We start from the raw sequence: 15912 nt of genomic DNA, 5'->3' as shown, positions 1-15912 counted from the left end.
TATAAAAGGTATTAGCAATTTTGCTAATACCTTTTTTGATTTATAAAAAATAGGATTTAAATATTTATGAATACACTAAAAAAAATAGCATTAATTGGGCAACCAAATGTTGGAAAATCATCACTTTTTAATAGACTTTCAAATAAAAGGATTGCTATTGTTTCAGATATTGCTGGAACAACAAGAGATGTTAGAAAAAATGAGATAGAGATTCTTGATAGAAGTGCTTTGTTACTTGATACTGGTGGTATTGATGAAACAAATGATGCAATATTCTCAAATGTAAAAAGAAAAGCTATATCAACTGCAAAAGATGCAGATATTGTACTATTTCTAGTAGATGGAAAAAACATTCCAGATGATAAAGATAAAGAGTTATTTTATGAACTTCAAAGATTGGGGAAAGAACTAGCTTTGGTTGTTAATAAAATAGATAATGATAAAGAGCTAGAAAGGTTATGGGAGTTTTTTGAGTTTGGAATAGACGAACAAAATCTTTTTGGAATATCTGTTTCACACAATCGTGGTACAAAATCACTTATAGAATGGGTTTATAATCATTTACCAGAAAATCCTGAAACAGTAGCAAAACTTCAAGAAGAACAAAGAAGAAAAGAGCTTGAAGATGAGTTTGGATATATAGATGATGAAGATGATTTTTCAACTGAAACTTTAGAAAATATTGAAGATGAAAAAATAGTAGATGATAGTTTAGTAAATGTTGCTATTATAGGTAGAGTAAATGTTGGAAAATCTTCTATTTTAAATGCTTTATTAGGAGAAGAGCGTTCAGTTGTTTCAGATGTGGCAGGAACAACTATTGACCCAGTTGATGAAATGTATGAATATAAAGATAAAAAAATTACTTTTGTTGATACAGCAGGTTTAAGAAGAAGAGGTAGTATTGAAGGAATAGAAAAATTTGCATTAATGAGAACAAAAGAGATGCTTGAACGTGCAAATGTTGCTTTAGTTGTACTTGATGCTTCAAGAGAACTTACAGATTTAGATGAAAAAATAGCTGGACTTGTTGATGAATATGGTTTAGGAACAATTATAGTTTTAAACAAATGGGATGAGAATATGGATACATTCCAAAAAATTGAAGAAGAGATAAGAAGAAGATTTAGATTTTTATCTTATGCACCAATTATTGCAGTATCTGCAAAAACAGGAAGAAGTATAGAAAGATTAAAAGATAAAATTATAGAAATTTTTGAAAACTATACTCAAAGAATACCAACTTCTCAACTAAATAAAGTTATAGAAGAAGCTGTTATTAGACACTCTCTTCCAAGTCCAAATGGGGCATATTTAAGAATATATTATTCTACACAATTTAGTTCTCGTCCACCAAGAGTTGCATTAGTTATGAATAAACCACAGCTTCTACACTATTCATATAAAAGATATTTAGTTAATTTTTTAAGAGAGCAGTTCAATTTTGAAGGAACTCCAATTCATATAATAGCTCGTGGGAAAAATGATAAAATGGGTGATGAAGAGTATTTAGAAAGGTAGTTTTATTTTAAGATAGGGAGAAAATAATTTTGGATAAAGTTAGAATAAAAAATGATATTTTAGCAGGAATTACAGTTGCTGTTGTTGCTCTACCACTAGCTTTAGCTTTTGGAGTTGTAAGTGGAGCAGGGGCTAGTGCTGGACTTTGGGGTGCTATAATTTTAGGATTCTTTGCAGCACTTTTAGGTGGAGTTCCAGTTCAAGTATCTGGTCCTACTGGTCCTATGACAGTTGTTTTTGCTGCTGTTGTTTTATCTTTTCCAAATGATTTTTCTTCTGTGATGATGGTTGTTCTTTGTGCTGGACTTATTCAAATATTTTTTGGAATAATTGATTTAGGGAAATGGGTAAAATATATACCTTATCCAATTATTTCTGGTTTTATGTGTGGAATTGGTGTTATTATTATAATTTTACAAATAAACCCATTTTTAGGGGCTCAATCTAGTAGTTCAATTATATATATATTAACTAATCTTTTTGATACCTTGAAAAATATAAATTATGAAGCTCTCATAATAGGTCTTATGACAATATCCATAGTTTTTTTTACTCCTAAAAAAATATCAAAGTTAATTCCAGCTCCTTTAATAGCACTATTTATAGTAACAACAATATCTATAATATTTAATTTTGAAGTTTTAACAATTGGAGAAATTCCTCAAAGTTTTCCCTCTTTTAATCTACCTTTTTCATTTGATATTTATAGACTTAGTGAAATATTAACTTTTGCAATAACTTTGGCTGTTCTAGGTTCTATTGATACACAACTCACTTCTGTTTTAGTTGATTCAAGGATGAGAATAAAACATAACTCAAAAAAAGAGTTAATAGGTCAAGGGGTAGGTAACTCTCTTTGTTCTTTATTTGGGGCTATTCCAGGAAGTAGTGCAACGATGAGAACAGTTGTAAATATGAATAATGGTGGAACTACAAATTTATCTGGAATGGTTCATGCAGTTACACTTTTGCTTATAGTTCTAATATTAGCACCTTTGGCATCAAAGATACCATTAGCTTTACTTGCAGGTATTTTGTTTAAAGTTGGTATAGATATACTTGATTATAGATTTTTAAAAGTTATAACGAAAATATCAAAACAAGATTTACTTATTATGTTCACAGTGTTTTTTTTAACTGTATTTGTAGATTTAATAATGGCTGTTGGAGTAGGGATTACAATATCATCTGTTTTAGCAGTTTATCAAATGTCAAAAAGCACTCAAATGAAAACTAAAACTTATAAGATTTCTGTTGAAGATGATGATAAACATTTTGATATAAATATAGTTAAAGTTAAAGGTTCACTGTTTTTTGGTACAGCATATAATTTGGATAATACTTTAGATAAATTAAAAAATCACTCAAAAGTTATTCTTGATTGTAAAAATATTCATATTCTTGATATTTCGGCTATTTTCAAACTTGAAGAAATTATTCAAACATTTAAAGATAAAAAAGTGGAGTTAATTTTAGTTTTAAAATATAGACATAAAAAACGAGTTTTAAATATTGATAAATCAGATATATTTAAAAATATTAAGATTTGCAGAAGTATTGATGATGCTACAGATTATATAAAAAAGATAAATTAAAATATGAGTAAAATATATTTATTAAATGAACAAAAATTTGAAAATGTAGAGAATTTAGAAGTTTTTGATATAGAATTTATAAATTTTGATATAGATTTAAAAAAATATGATGCCTTGGTTTTTACTTCGAAAAATGCAATTTATTCACTTGATAAAAACAATAAAGATTGGAAAAACATTCCATCTTATCTAATTGCACAAAAAACTGCAAATATTGCTAAAAACTTGGGAGCGAATATAGCTTTTATAGGTGAAAGTGGACATGGAAATGATTTTGCTTATGAATTAATTCCACATTTAAAAGAGAAAAAAGTTTTATATATAAAAGCTTTAAAAACGGTATCTGATTTGCCAAATATTTTAAAGAAAAATAATATAGATTTGGATGAAGTTATATCATATAAAACAACTTGTAATAACGATAAACTAGTAATTTTAGAAAAAAATTCAACAATAATTTTCACTTCTCCTTCTAGCATAGAGTGTTTTTTTAAAAAATATAGTTGGGATAATAGTTTTAAAGCAATAGCAATAGGAAAAACAACAGCTAATTTTCTTCCAAAAAATATAAATTTACAAATAAGTGATATTACAAGTGTAGAAGAGTGTGTAAAAATAGCTTTAAAAAAATAGCTTAAACACAGTTTTAAACTTTTTTAGATAAAATCTTGAACTCTAAGTGGTACGGGATTTTCATTACTTGCGGGTCCGATAATATAATTTTTATACGAATTGTAGTCGTATAGTGTGTAGCAATTCATTGTGTTTTTGCTCCTAAAATACGCTCTTTGTATTACAACTGGCTTTTAGGGCCATTTTATGATTAACGGCTACTTGGATTTTATAATTTTTAAAAGGAAAAATCGTGAATATATTAATACTTGGAAGTGGAGGAAGAGAGTACTCTATAGGTTTAGCTTTAAAAAAAGAGCAATCTCATAAACTATTTTTTATGCCTGGAAATGGTGCAACTTCAAATCTAGGAACAAATATTAATATAAGTGATTATGATAAGTTAGCAATTTTTGCAAAGGAAAATAGTATTGATTTGACTATAGTTGGACCTGAAGCTCCTTTAGTAGATGGTGTTGTTGATATATTTAGAAAAAATGAACTTGTGATTTTTGGACCTACAAAAGAAGCTGCAAAATTAGAAGGTTCAAAAGCATATATGAAAAATATTTTAAAAAAATACAATATACCAACAGCAGCATTTATAGAAACATCTAATCAGAATGAAGCACATAGTTTTATAGATAGTATGAGTTCTACTCCTATTGTTGTAAAAGCTGATGGACTTTGTGCTGGAAAGGGTGTAATTATAGCTCAAAGTAAAGATGAAGCAAAACAAACTGTAACTGATATGCTAAGTGGAACTTCTTTTGGAGAAGCAGGTACAACTGTTATAGTTGAAGAATTTTTAGATGGTTATGAATTATCAGTTTTTGCTATTTGTGATGGAGAAAATTATAAAGTTTTACCAGCAGCTCAAGATCACAAAAGAGTAGGAGATGGTGATACTGGACCAAATACTGGTGGTATGGGTGCTTATGCGCCAACTCCTTTAGTAAATGATGAAATTTACAAAAAAATTGAAGAAAGAGTTATAAAACCAACATTAAAAGGTATGCAACAAGAAAATGCACCTTATGAAGGTGTTTTGTTTATAGGTATTATGGTTGTAAATAATGAACCAATAGTATTAGAGTATAATGTAAGATTTGGAGATCCGGAGTGTGAAATTTTGATGCCACTTTTAGAATCAAAAGCTTCTGAACTATTTTATTATGGTGCTACAAAACAACTTGATAAATTAGATATTAAAATAAAAAATGAATATTGCGTTGGAGTTGTAATGGCAAGTGAGAATTATCCATATAGTTCATCTGCTCCAGCTATTATTACTATTGATAATATAGTAGATAAAGATTTATTGGATAATTCTCATATCTCTTTTGCAGGAGTTGAAGAAAAAGAAGGTAAACTTTTAGCAACAGGTGGAAGAGTTTTAGTTTGTGTTGGAATAGGAAAAAGTATTAAAGAAGCAAGAGATAGAGCTTATATGTTATCTTCAGAAGTTCATTTTGATGGTAAAAAATTTAGAACTGATATTGCATATCAAGCTTTAAAGAATTAATATGCAAGAAAATAATGGAAATTTACAATTAGCTTCTATGCGGTCAAGAGCATTTGCTTTTGTAATAGATGATGTGATTGTTAGTGTATTAATGATGTTTATTTACTGGGATAGTGTCGTATCAATAAGTGATGATAGTGATGCTATGATTTCTCTTATGCAGACTATTTTAATTCCATTAATGATATTAAAAGTTATATATCACACTTTTTTTGTTTGGTATTATGGAGCAACTATTGGTAAGAAAATTGTAAAAATCAGAGTAATAGATACAAACCATTGGGATAGAGTTACAATATTCCAATCTTTTTTAAGAGCTGTAGGAAGAGTTATCTCTGAATTATTTTACTATATTGGATTTATAATTGGATTTTTTAATGATGGTAGAAAAACTTTCCATGATTTTACTGGTAAAACGTTGGTAGTGAATGCGTAAAGTAGTTGCATCTTTACTTATTGCTTCAGTTTTATTCGAAGTACAAGCAGAAGAATTAAAAAGTGAAAAATTACAATTAGTTGCAAAAAATGTTGATACAAAAGAAAATATTATTACAGCAATAGGTGATGTTGTAGCATATTCTCCTACATATTATTTAAGTGCAGATAAACTTGTTTATAATAAAGAAAAAGAGATTTTAGAACTTTTTGATAATGTTTTAATTATAAAAGACAATAGAGTTCAAACACAAAGTAATTATGCTTATGTAGATTTGAATAATGAAATTATAAATCAAGACCCTGTTTTTTTATTTGATTCTCCTTCTAATATATGGACAAATGCAAAAGAAGCAAATAAAAATAAAGAGATAATAAACCTCGATGGTTCAATTATATCATCTTGCGATTGTGTTGATCCAATTTGGAGTATTAGAACATCAAGTGCTGATTATGATACGGAAGATATGTGGATAAATGCTTATAATGCAAGACTTTATGTAAAAGATATACCAGTTTTTTATCTTCCATATTTTGGGTTTCCAACAGATACAACTAGAAGAACTGGATTATTACTTCCAACTTTAGGTTATTCAAGTAATGAAGGCTTTTTATATTCTCAACCTATATTTATAGCACCTGCTGATAATTATGATATAGAATTAATCCCTCAAATTAGAGCTTTAAGAGGATATGGAAGTTATGTAAATTTTAGATATGCTGATTCACCTAATTCTATGCTTAAAATTAAAACTGGGTACTTTAAAGAAAAAAATAATTATAGAGAAAAAGAAAAGCTTGAAAATAGCGAACATTTTGGTTTAGATATAGATTATGAAAGAAGAAATATATTTTCTAACAGTAGAAATCATCAAGATGGAGTTTTTACATCAATTAAATTATTAAATGATATTGAATATAGAACTTTATCAGAAACTGGCACTGATGATGTAGGAACAGATAAAAAGGTAGAGTCAAAGTTTAACTATTTTTATAATACTCCTGAATATTATGCTGGAGCATATGCTAAATATTATATAGATGCTTCACAAAAATCAAATAGTCAAACTCTACAAGAGATTCCACAATTCCATCTTCATTCATATAATAAAGAACTTTTTTTAGAAAATTTGATTTATTCAATTGATGCAAAATATCAAAACTTTACAAGAGAAAAAGGTTTAACAGCACAAATATATGAACTTAGTGTACCACTTAGTTATAGTCAAAATATTTTAGATGACTATTTATATGTAGGAGTTGAGAATAAAACTACCATGAATCAATTTAACTATAGCAATTCTATTTATAAAAATTTAGATTATGATAATGGTACTTTAATACAAAATATAACATCCTTTAAAATGGGAAGTGATTTAATAAAGCCATATAAAAACTATATTCATACTGTAAATTTAGGTGCAAGTTATGATATACCAAAAAATTTAAGAAAAGATGGTGATTTGTACGGAATAACAGTAGATAAAGACCAATCTTCAAAATATCGTGAATTATCAGCATTTCCAACAATTCAAGATAATAAAACTATCAATTTGACTCTAAATCAATCAATTTATGATAAAGAGAGTTTACAACAGTTTATAAATCACAAAATGAGTCAATCTATTATTTATGATAGCTTAGATGAACCAAAATTTCAAGATTATGAAAATTATGTAAAAATAAATCATGATTTTGGTTCTATATCTGGAAAAGTTATTTACAATATGGATGACAATGAGATTGTTGAAAGTAGTGTAGACAATAGTTTTACTTATGAAAATTTTACTTTAAGTGCTGGATATTATAAAACAAAAAAAACAAATAATGATTTTAACGATAGAGATGACTTAGAATCATATAGGCTAAATACTTCATATAAAATAGCAAAAGATTACTCTGTTGGATATTATGAAAACTATAACTTAGAAGAAAAGCTAAGAAATAAACAAGGAGTAAGATTAAATATTGATGATGATTGCTGGAATTTAGACTTAAGGTTAGAAAAAGAAATTACTCCAAGAAGTAGCTATAGAAGTGGTGGAACTCGATATGATAGTCATGAACAAACTATAGTTTATGCTGTTTTAATGTTAAAACCAATTGGAGGAATAAGACAAAAATATAAAGTAAGTGATAATGAACCAAGATAAGATTTTTTTTAAAAATAGAAAAGAAGCTGCTTTACAATTACTTGATGTTCTACCAGTTGAAAGTATGAAGCTAGAAAAGTGGATAGTGATTGGTTGTTCTTATGGTGGATATGAAATGTCTAAAATTATAGCAGAGGCTTTAAATGCAGATTTTGATATTATGTTTAGTCAAAAAATATTTGCACCAAATAATGAGGAGTGTGAAATAGCAGTTGTTACCGAACTTGAAGAGGTTTTAATCCACGAAGAGTTGGTAAAAGCTTTTGATATAAATTTAGATTCAATTTATTTGAAATCAAAAGATATATATGATAGCAGTATTAAAATATTAGCAAATAGATTTAGACAAAATGAAAAATTACAAAATTTACTTGGTAAAAATGTTTTAATTATAGATGAAGATATAAATGTTGGATTGGTAGTAATGGCTTGTATAAAAACTATTATTAATCAAAAAGTAAAATCTTTAAGTGTTGCAACTCCTATTTTATCAACAGCAAGTATTTCTACAGTTGATAGAATCACTGATGATTTGTATTATATAAAAAAGCTTGAACATTATATAGAAGCTGATTACTACTATGAAAATTTAGAGGAATTAACTTTTGAAGATATTGAAAGAATTAAAAATGAAGGAAAAAAATGACAATAGCATACGAATTTGAATTAAATGGAAAAAATGAGATATTTGAATTTAATAAAGTAGCCAAACAAGCAAATGGTTCTGCTTTATTAAAAGTAGGGGATGCAGTAATACTAGCAACAGTTGCTTGCGAATTTGATAATCCAGTAAGTGAAGATTTTACACCATTAACAGTTCAATACATTGAGAAAACTTATGCATCAGCAAAATTACCTGGTGGTTTTATAAAAAGAGAGGGTAAACCTAGTGATTTTGAAACTTTAACTTCAAGAGTTATAGATAGAAGTTTAAGACCACTTTTTCCAAAAGGATTTGTATATCCAACAACAATAACTGTAATGGTATTGAGTGCAGATAAAAATGTTGATTTACAAACTGTAGCTTTAAATGCAGCTAATGCAGCACTCTATACTTCAAATTTACCTATAAAAAAATCTGTTTGTGGAGTACGAATTGGAAAAATAGATGGTAAACTTGTGGTAAATCCAAATCAAAATGATTTAAATAATTCAACCTTAGATTTATATATTGCTGGTTCAAAAGATGAACTTTTAATGATAGAAATGAAAAGTATATCTTCACTAGAAGAAAAAAATCACAAAACAAATGAAATTGTTGAAGAAAATCTAGTTGAAGCTATAGCTTTTGCACAAAATGCTTTAAAAAATTCAAATATTTCTTATGAAAATGGTTTTGAAAAAGCTTGTAAAGAAAAAGCTATTGTTGAACTTGTAGAATTTACTATTGATGAAAAAGTGATATCTTATGTAAGAGAAAATTTTTCAAATGATATAAAAGAAGCTATAAAAAAATTAGCAAAAAGTGAAAGAGCAACACAATTAAAAGATGTTGCAAAAATAATTTCAAAAAATGAATATTGTATATCAAATGAGATAGAATTTAATACAATTTATGAAGCTGTAAGTATAGTAAAAAGAGAACTTGTAAGAGCTATGATTGTAAATGATAGAGTAAGAGCGGATGGAAGAGGGCTTAAAGATGTAAGACCAATATCTATTGAAACAAATATTTTACCTTCATCTCACTCTTCTTGTTTATTTACAAGAGGTGAAACACAAGCACTTGTTATTGGTACACTTGCTGGTCATAAAGATGGTCAGATGTATGAAGTTTTAACAGATAAATCAGCTTCAATGGAAAACTTTATGGTACATTATAACTTTCCAGGTTTTAGTGTTGGAGAAGCAAAACCAATATTTGGTGTAGGAAGGAGAGAATTAGGACATGGAAACTTAGCTAAAAAAGCTTTGGAGTCTACAATTGATAAAAAGTTTAGTGATACTGTAAGAATTGTATCTGAAATATTAGAGTCAAATGGTTCTTCATCTATGGCAACTGTTTGTGGTGGTTCATTGGCCCTTAAAGCGGCTAGAGTTCCCGTTTCAAATCTTGTAGCTGGAGTTGCTATGGGAATGGTTGTTGAAAATTCTAAATATGCAATATTAACTGATATTATGGGATTAGAAGATCATGATGGAGATATGGATTTTAAAGTTGCTGGAACAAAAAATGGTATTACAGCATTGCAAATGGATATAAAACTTGGTGGAATTGAATTAAAAGTTTTAGAAGAAGCTTTACTTCAAGCAAAAGAAGGAAGAGAACATATTTTAACTATTATGGAAGAAGCATCAAAAGATATCATTTCAAGTAAAGCTTTACCAAAAGTGGAAGAATTTCCAATAGATTCATCAAAGATGATGATAGTTATTGGAAAAGGTGGAGCAACTATAAAAGAAATTATTGAGAAATATTCTGTGAGTATAGATTTAGATAGAGATAATGGTATTGTAAAAGTTACTGGAGATAATGAACAAAAAATAAATGATGCTTGTGAATTTATAAAAAAACTTGTAAATAATGCAAATTCTTCAAAACCTCAATCTAAAAATATAGATTTTGAAAAGTTATATAGTATTGATGAAATCGTATCAGGAAGAGTTGAAAGAGTTGTTGATTTTGGAGCATTTATTCTTTTATCTAAAGGTGGAGAAGGTTTGTTACACATCTCTAAAATATCTGATAAAAGAGTTGAAAAAGCAAGTGATGTTTTATCAGTTGGACAAGAAATAGAAATTAAAGTATTAAAAGTTCAAAAAGATAGAATAGAACTAGGAATGAAATAAGTTAATAATATATGAATATTATGATGTACATAGAGAAATATAATTTTAAATTAATAATTTCTATGTTAGGATAGTAAAATTTTAAATTGTAAGAATCTAAGGGGTTTATATGGCTAAGCTTTTAATAGTAGATGACTCAACTATGCTAAGAGATATGTTAAACTATGCTTTAAATGAAGGTGGTTATACAGATGTTGTTGAAGCAGTTGATGGTGTAGATGGTCTAGCTAAAGCAAAAACTACGAATTTTGATCTAGTAATTACAGATGTTAATATGCCAAATATGGATGGATTAACTCTAATTGGGGAACTTAGAAAAATTCCTCATTATTCAAAAATACCAATTTTAGTTCTTACAACAGAACGAAGTGATGAGATGAAAGCAAAAGGTAAAATAGCTGGTGCTACAGGATGGATTGTTAAACCTTTTGTACCTGATCAGTTATTAAAGGCTGTAAATATAGTATTAAGTAGATAAATAGGGGGAACTTGATATGTCATTTGATATTTCTAAATATAGAGAAATGTTTTTAGAGGAAGCTACAGAGCTTTTCGAATCAGCAGATAATGTGTTATTAGAAGCTGAGAATAACGGGACGCTAACAGATGATGAAATGGGACAACTTTTCCGAGATGTTCATACATTAAAGGGTAGTGGGGCTTCTGTTGAGTTATCATATTTCGCAGAGTTTACTCATGATGTAGAAAATTTAATGGATAAACTTAGAAGTCATAAGATAGAGTATATTCCAGAAATGGCAGAAACTCTTATTGATGGGCTAGATGTTATGAAAGAAATTTTGGATCTTGAAGTTTCAGAACAAATAAACAGAGAAAAATTTACTGAAATGACTAGTTCTTTATTAGAAGAAATTAGAGCTTATTCAAATGGTGCTAAAGTTGTTAAAATTGAACCTGTTTTAGAAACTAAACAAGCAAAAATAGTTCAATCTCAATCAAAAACTGAAGAATTAAGTTCTCAAAAAGAGAGCTTTGGATTTTTTAGTGATGAATTAAATATTCAAAGAGATAGAACAGATAAACCTTTTGGTATTTTTATTGATGATGATGTAGATGATAAAAATTTTGGTTTTTATGATGATGATTTAGAAATAAAATCTAATTCTATTGATGATGATAAATTCAAAATTGATGAAAGTAAAGATAATTTTGGTTTCTTTGATGATATGCCAAAAATGACACCTAATTCAGTGATGAAATCGAATGATATTGAAGAAAATAGGGCTCAAGAGGAGAAAGTTGTTTCTGAAAATGATGATTCAACGACTCAAATCACACAATCAAGAAGAGTAAAAAATAGTGATGATGAGTCTAAAAAATCTATATCAAACAATAATAATAGTATTAGAGTAAATTTAGATAAAATCGATTTACTAATGACTAATGTAGGTGATTTAGTTATAACAAATGCTATGCTTACTCAATTTTCCTCAACAATAGAAGATACAAAAACTAGAGGTCCAGTTTTAGAAAGATTAGAACTTCTTGAAAGACATATTAGGGATATGCAAGATAGTATTATGAGTATTAGAATGGTTCCTATGGATTCAATTTACTCTAAATTTCCTAAAGTTGTAAGAGATATATCAAAAAAACTTAATAAAAAAGTGGAATTTAAACACTATGGTGATAACGTTGAAATTGATAAAGCTATGATTGAGGGATTAACAGACCCATTAATGCATATTATTAGAAATTCTTTAGACCATGGAATAGAAATGCCAGAAGATAGAATAAAATCTGGTAAAAATGATACAGGAACTATTAGTATTTCTGCTGAGCAAGCAAATGGTCAGATGATTATTACTATTGAAGATGATGGAAAAGGTATTGATAGTGAAAAAGTAGCTCAAAAAGCACTAGAAAAAGGGCAAATTGATGAAAATCAATATAGTACAATGTCACATAATGAAAAAGCACTTTTGGTATTTGGAGCTGGAGTTTCAACAGCAGACCAAATTACAGATATTTCTGGTCGTGGTGTAGGAATGGATGTTGTAAAAACAAATATTCATAAACTAGGCGGAATTATAAAATTAGATACTGAAATAGGAAGAGGTACTGTAATTACAATTATGCTTCCATTAACTCTTGCAATTTTAGATGGACTTGATATTAGAGTAGGTGAACAAAAATATATTTTACCACTTAGTTCTATTGTGGAATCTTTACAACCAACAGCTGATATGATTAAAAAAATTGGTGATGGAACACAAGATTTATTAATGTTAAGAGAAGAATTTATTCCTGTTGTTAAACTTCATCAGTTATTTGGATTACAAAAAAGCTTTGAAAAACTTGAAGATGGTATGCTGATTGTTGTAAAATCAGGTAATACTAAAGTTGCATTATCTATCGATGAATTTTTAAATCAGCATCAAGTGGTTGTAAAACCTCTTGATAAAAACTTTAGAAGTGTTCAAGGAATTGGTGCAGCAACAGTACGAGGAGATGGAAGTATAGGATTAATTCTTGATGTTGTAGGAATTATTGACGCTCAAATTAAAATAGAAAGAGATATGAATTCTGTAAGAAAGGCATCTTAAGAATACAAATGCCATATACAATAGAAGATGTTCATAATAAGATAAAAAAGCTTCTTTATTCTCTAACAGGTATTACCCTTACAGAGAATAAAGATATTATGATTTCAAACAGAATAGATAAATTAAGAAGAAATTGTAACTATTATGGTGATATTATGGAGTTACTCATATCAATTGAACAGGGTAAAAATGTTACAGAATTTATAAACTCTTTCACTACAAATAAAACTCATTTTTTTAGAGAAGATTTTCATTTTATAGATTTAAAAAATAGAGTTTTACCTGAATTATCTAAAGCAGGGCAAAAAGCTTCTATTTGGTGTTCTGCTTCATCAACAGGAGAAGAACCTTATTCTATTGCTATGACAGTTTTAGAAACAAATGAGGAATTGCACTATAATATTCAAGCATCAATAACAGCAACGGACATAGATACAAATGTTTTACAATATGCAGCAGATGGAATATATAGATATTCGAAGTCATCAAAAGAATTTCCTTCTTGGATAAAACCTCAAAAATATTTCAAAAAAAGAGTGCAAAAAAATCTTACAGGTGAAGAAATACTAATAAAAGTAAAAGATGAATTAAAAAGAATGATAACCTTCCATGTAATGAATTTAAATGATGATAGTTATCCATTCTCAAATAATCAATTTGATGTTATTTTTTGTAGGAATGTTTTAATATATTTTTCTGTTGAAGACCAAAATAATATCCTAAAAAAGATTTTTAAACATCTTAAAATAGGTGGAACTTTATATCTAGGACATTCAGAAAATCCTCAAGATTTGATACATTATGTAAGAAGAGTAGGACAAAATATCTTTGTAAAAGAGAAAGATTTAATATGATTACTATAGGTAGAAAAGATGGGAATATTGAAAAAATTTCTTCTACAAAGATTACACAGAAAACAAAAGGATATAGTACCCATACTGTTTTGGGTGGAGAGTTTGCAGTTGTATCAGACGATGACGAAGTAGCACTTAAAACTCTTTTAGGATCTTGTGTTGCTTTAATGTTTTATGATAGAAAAAAAAGAATAAAAAGTATGAACCATTTTCTATTACCAGATACGAATGATAATACAAATGATATGAAATATGGGTTATATTCTGTTGAAGCTATGTTAAATGAAATGTATAAAATGGGATGCTCTAAATCAGATATTATTGCAAAAATATCTGGTGGGGCTGATATTATGAACTTAAACCTTAGTAGTTCAATAGGTCAAAGAAATGTAAGCTTTGCAAAAGAGTTCTGCCATAAAGAGGGATTTAGGGTTATCTCTGAACACACAAGAGGAGAGCATGGTAGATTAATACTACTTGCAAATGATTTTGAAACATTTATTAAAGTTACTCAAAAATCTGAAACTGATAATAAAATTTTATCTAATGAAAAATCATTACAAATTGAAATTACTAAAGCTCCAGTTATTAAAGAATACACTGGTGGAGTTGAACTTTTTGGTAAAGACAAAAATAAATTTGAACAAACAATGGAAATTGAACTTTTTTAATAATATTTATAGGATAAATTTATGTATACTGTATTGATAATAGATGATTCAGCTTCAATGAGAAGAGTTTTAAAGGATATGATAAACTCTATTGATGAATTTGAAGTTATAGATGTAGCAAATGATGCTTATGAAGCAAGAGAAAAAATAAAAGAATATGAACCTGACTTAGTAACGATAGACATAAATATGCCAAAGATGGATGGAGTTACGTTCTTAAGAAACCTAAATAGACTTCATCCTATGCCAGCAGTTGTAATATCTGGAGAGAGTGTAAGAGGAAGTGATATTTTTGATGATGGTGCAGTTGGATTTATTCCAAAACCAGAGATGGGCGAGTCTATGGAGTCTTTTAATGATAGAATAAAAGATACTCTTTTAAGTCTAACATTTCTACTTAAAAAATATACACTAAAAAAGCCTAAACCACAAAAAAAAGGTTATATACAAACTCAAAATGTTGATTATAAAGTCCATCCTGATGAAGTTATTCCTCTTCGTGCTGCAACTTTTAGTGGACAAAAGGTTATAGCTATTGGTTCTTCAACTGGTGGAGTAGAATCTTTATTAAGAGTATTTAGTAAATTACCATCTAATTTACCACCAATTGTTATAACTCAACATATTCCTTATGGATTTTCTAATTCTTTTGCACAAAGACTAAATGACTATTCAAATGTAAATGTATGTGAAGCTAAAGATGGTATGACTTTGGAAAGAGGGCATGGGTATTTAGCTCCTGGAAATATGCACTTAACAATAGAAAAGATTGGTAATGAACTAAGAACAAAATTATTGGATACTAAAAAAGTAAGCCAACATAAACCTAGTGTTGATGTACTTTTTCGTTCTGTAAATAATAGTGTAGGAGGATCGGCTATGGCTGTTATGATGACAGGAATGGGAGATGATGGAACTATTGCTATGAAAGAGCTATTTGATAATGGAGCATATACAATTGCCCAAAATGAAGCTAGTTGTGTTGTATTTGGAATGCCAATGAAAGCCATACAAGCTGGAGCTGTTAAAGATATCGTTCATTTAGATGAAATTGCTGATTATATAATTTCTTTTTCAAATGGTAAAATTAGATAATTGTATTAAGCTTAATTAGTTTTGGGCATTTTATAATTGATTCTATGTAATCTATTAAGATTACATGGAAGTATTAGTTTAGTATTGAAAAGTA

General features: G+C 28.1%; 13 protein-coding genes. All 13 read left to right on the top strand.

Annotation, left to right across the window (positions count from 1 at the left end):
- Nucleotides 1-66: 66 nt before the first annotated feature.
- The 13 genes from der to ACNSOS_RS01085 all read left to right on the top strand — a co-directional run bounded on the left by der (nt 67) and on the right by ACNSOS_RS01085 (nt 15818).
- Nucleotides 67-1521: a ribosome biogenesis GTPase Der gene (gene der / locus ACNSOS_RS01145; protein WP_113892566.1), complete on the top strand. Its 1455-nt coding sequence runs from the start codon at nt 67-69 to the stop codon at nt 1519-1521.
- Nucleotides 1522-1550: 29 nt separating this feature from the next.
- On the top strand, nt 1551-3116 hold the full coding sequence (locus tag ACNSOS_RS01140; RefSeq protein WP_418185616.1) for a SulP family inorganic anion transporter: 1566 nt from the start codon (nt 1551-1553) through the stop codon (nt 3114-3116).
- A 3-nt stretch (nt 3117-3119) separates the two neighbouring features.
- Entirely contained in the window at nt 3120-3749 is a 630-nt protein-coding gene (locus ACNSOS_RS01135; RefSeq protein ID WP_418185615.1) for a uroporphyrinogen-III synthase, read from the top strand.
- A 232-nt stretch (nt 3750-3981) separates the two neighbouring features.
- Complete coding sequence (gene purD, locus ACNSOS_RS01130; RefSeq protein WP_418185614.1) at nt 3982-5253, top strand: phosphoribosylamine--glycine ligase; 1272 nt, start codon at nt 3982-3984, stop codon at nt 5251-5253.
- A 1-nt stretch (nt 5254) separates the two neighbouring features.
- Nucleotides 5255-5689: an RDD family protein gene (locus tag ACNSOS_RS01125; RefSeq protein WP_418185613.1), complete on the top strand. Its 435-nt coding sequence runs from the start codon at nt 5255-5257 to the stop codon at nt 5687-5689.
- Nucleotides 5682-7841 carry an LPS-assembly protein LptD gene (locus ACNSOS_RS01120; RefSeq protein ID WP_418185612.1) on the top strand — a complete coding sequence of 720 codons (2160 nt, stop codon included), beginning with the start codon at nt 5682-5684 and terminating at the stop codon, nt 7839-7841. Before ACNSOS_RS01125 ends, ACNSOS_RS01120 begins: the two co-directional genes overlap by 8 nt.
- Nucleotides 7828-8487, top strand: a complete 660-nt coding sequence (locus ACNSOS_RS01115; protein WP_418185611.1) for an ABC transporter — start codon at nt 7828-7830, stop codon at nt 8485-8487. Before ACNSOS_RS01120 ends, ACNSOS_RS01115 begins: the two co-directional genes overlap by 14 nt.
- On the top strand, nt 8484-10631 hold the full coding sequence (locus ACNSOS_RS01110) for a polyribonucleotide nucleotidyltransferase (protein ID WP_418185610.1): 2148 nt from the start codon (nt 8484-8486) through the stop codon (nt 10629-10631). Before ACNSOS_RS01115 ends, ACNSOS_RS01110 begins: the two co-directional genes overlap by 4 nt.
- Before the next feature lie 109 nt (nt 10632-10740).
- Nucleotides 10741-11109, top strand: coding sequence for a response regulator (locus ACNSOS_RS01105; protein WP_113908976.1), 369 nt, complete (start codon nt 10741-10743; stop codon nt 11107-11109).
- 16 nt (nt 11110-11125) lie between these two features.
- Nucleotides 11126-13198: a chemotaxis protein CheA gene (locus tag ACNSOS_RS01100; RefSeq protein ID WP_113908977.1), complete on the top strand. Its 2073-nt coding sequence runs from the start codon at nt 11126-11128 to the stop codon at nt 13196-13198.
- Between the two features lie 8 nt (nt 13199-13206).
- Complete coding sequence (locus ACNSOS_RS01095; protein WP_418185609.1) at nt 13207-14052, top strand: CheR family methyltransferase; 846 nt, start codon at nt 13207-13209, stop codon at nt 14050-14052.
- The gene (locus ACNSOS_RS01090; RefSeq protein WP_113892587.1) at nt 14049-14723 is read left to right on the top strand and encodes a chemotaxis protein CheD; all 675 of its coding nucleotides are present in this window, start codon (nt 14049-14051) and stop codon (nt 14721-14723) included. Before ACNSOS_RS01095 ends, ACNSOS_RS01090 begins: the two co-directional genes overlap by 4 nt.
- 21 nt (nt 14724-14744) lie before the next feature.
- The gene (locus ACNSOS_RS01085) at nt 14745-15818 is read left to right on the top strand and encodes a protein-glutamate methylesterase/protein-glutamine glutaminase (protein WP_418185608.1); all 1074 of its coding nucleotides are present in this window, start codon (nt 14745-14747) and stop codon (nt 15816-15818) included.
- The last annotated feature ends 94 nt before the right edge of the window (nt 15819-15912 follow it).

The sequence above is a fragment of the Aliarcobacter vitoriensis genome, assembly GCF_048320235.1.
In the GTDB taxonomy this organism is placed as follows: Bacteria; Campylobacterota; Campylobacteria; order Campylobacterales; family Arcobacteraceae; genus Aliarcobacter; species Aliarcobacter vitoriensis.
The sequence above is the reverse complement of the archived record's forward strand: the minus strand, read 5'-3'. Positions and strand labels throughout refer to the sequence as shown.

Coding starts and splice junctions, on each gene's coding strand:
- der (WP_113892566.1), top strand. CDS start 67: ATGAATACACTAAAAAAAATAGCATTAATTGGGCAACCAAATGTTGGA.
- ACNSOS_RS01135 (WP_418185615.1), top strand. CDS start 3,120: ATGAGTAAAATATATTTATTAAATGAACAAAAATTTGAAAATGTAGAG.
- ACNSOS_RS01125 (WP_418185613.1), top strand. CDS start 5,255: ATGCAAGAAAATAATGGAAATTTACAATTAGCTTCTATGCGGTCAAGA.
- ACNSOS_RS01120 (WP_418185612.1), top strand. CDS start 5,682: ATGCGTAAAGTAGTTGCATCTTTACTTATTGCTTCAGTTTTATTCGAA.
- ACNSOS_RS01115 (WP_418185611.1), top strand. CDS start 7,828: ATGAACCAAGATAAGATTTTTTTTAAAAATAGAAAAGAAGCTGCTTTA.
- ACNSOS_RS01110 (WP_418185610.1), top strand. CDS start 8,484: ATGACAATAGCATACGAATTTGAATTAAATGGAAAAAATGAGATATTT.
- ACNSOS_RS01105 (WP_113908976.1), top strand. CDS start 10,741: ATGGCTAAGCTTTTAATAGTAGATGACTCAACTATGCTAAGAGATATG.
- ACNSOS_RS01100 (WP_113908977.1), top strand. CDS start 11,126: ATGTCATTTGATATTTCTAAATATAGAGAAATGTTTTTAGAGGAAGCT.
- ACNSOS_RS01095 (WP_418185609.1), top strand. CDS start 13,207: ATGCCATATACAATAGAAGATGTTCATAATAAGATAAAAAAGCTTCTT.
- ACNSOS_RS01090 (WP_113892587.1), top strand. CDS start 14,049: ATGATTACTATAGGTAGAAAAGATGGGAATATTGAAAAAATTTCTTCT.
- ACNSOS_RS01085 (WP_418185608.1), top strand. CDS start 14,745: ATGTATACTGTATTGATAATAGATGATTCAGCTTCAATGAGAAGAGTT.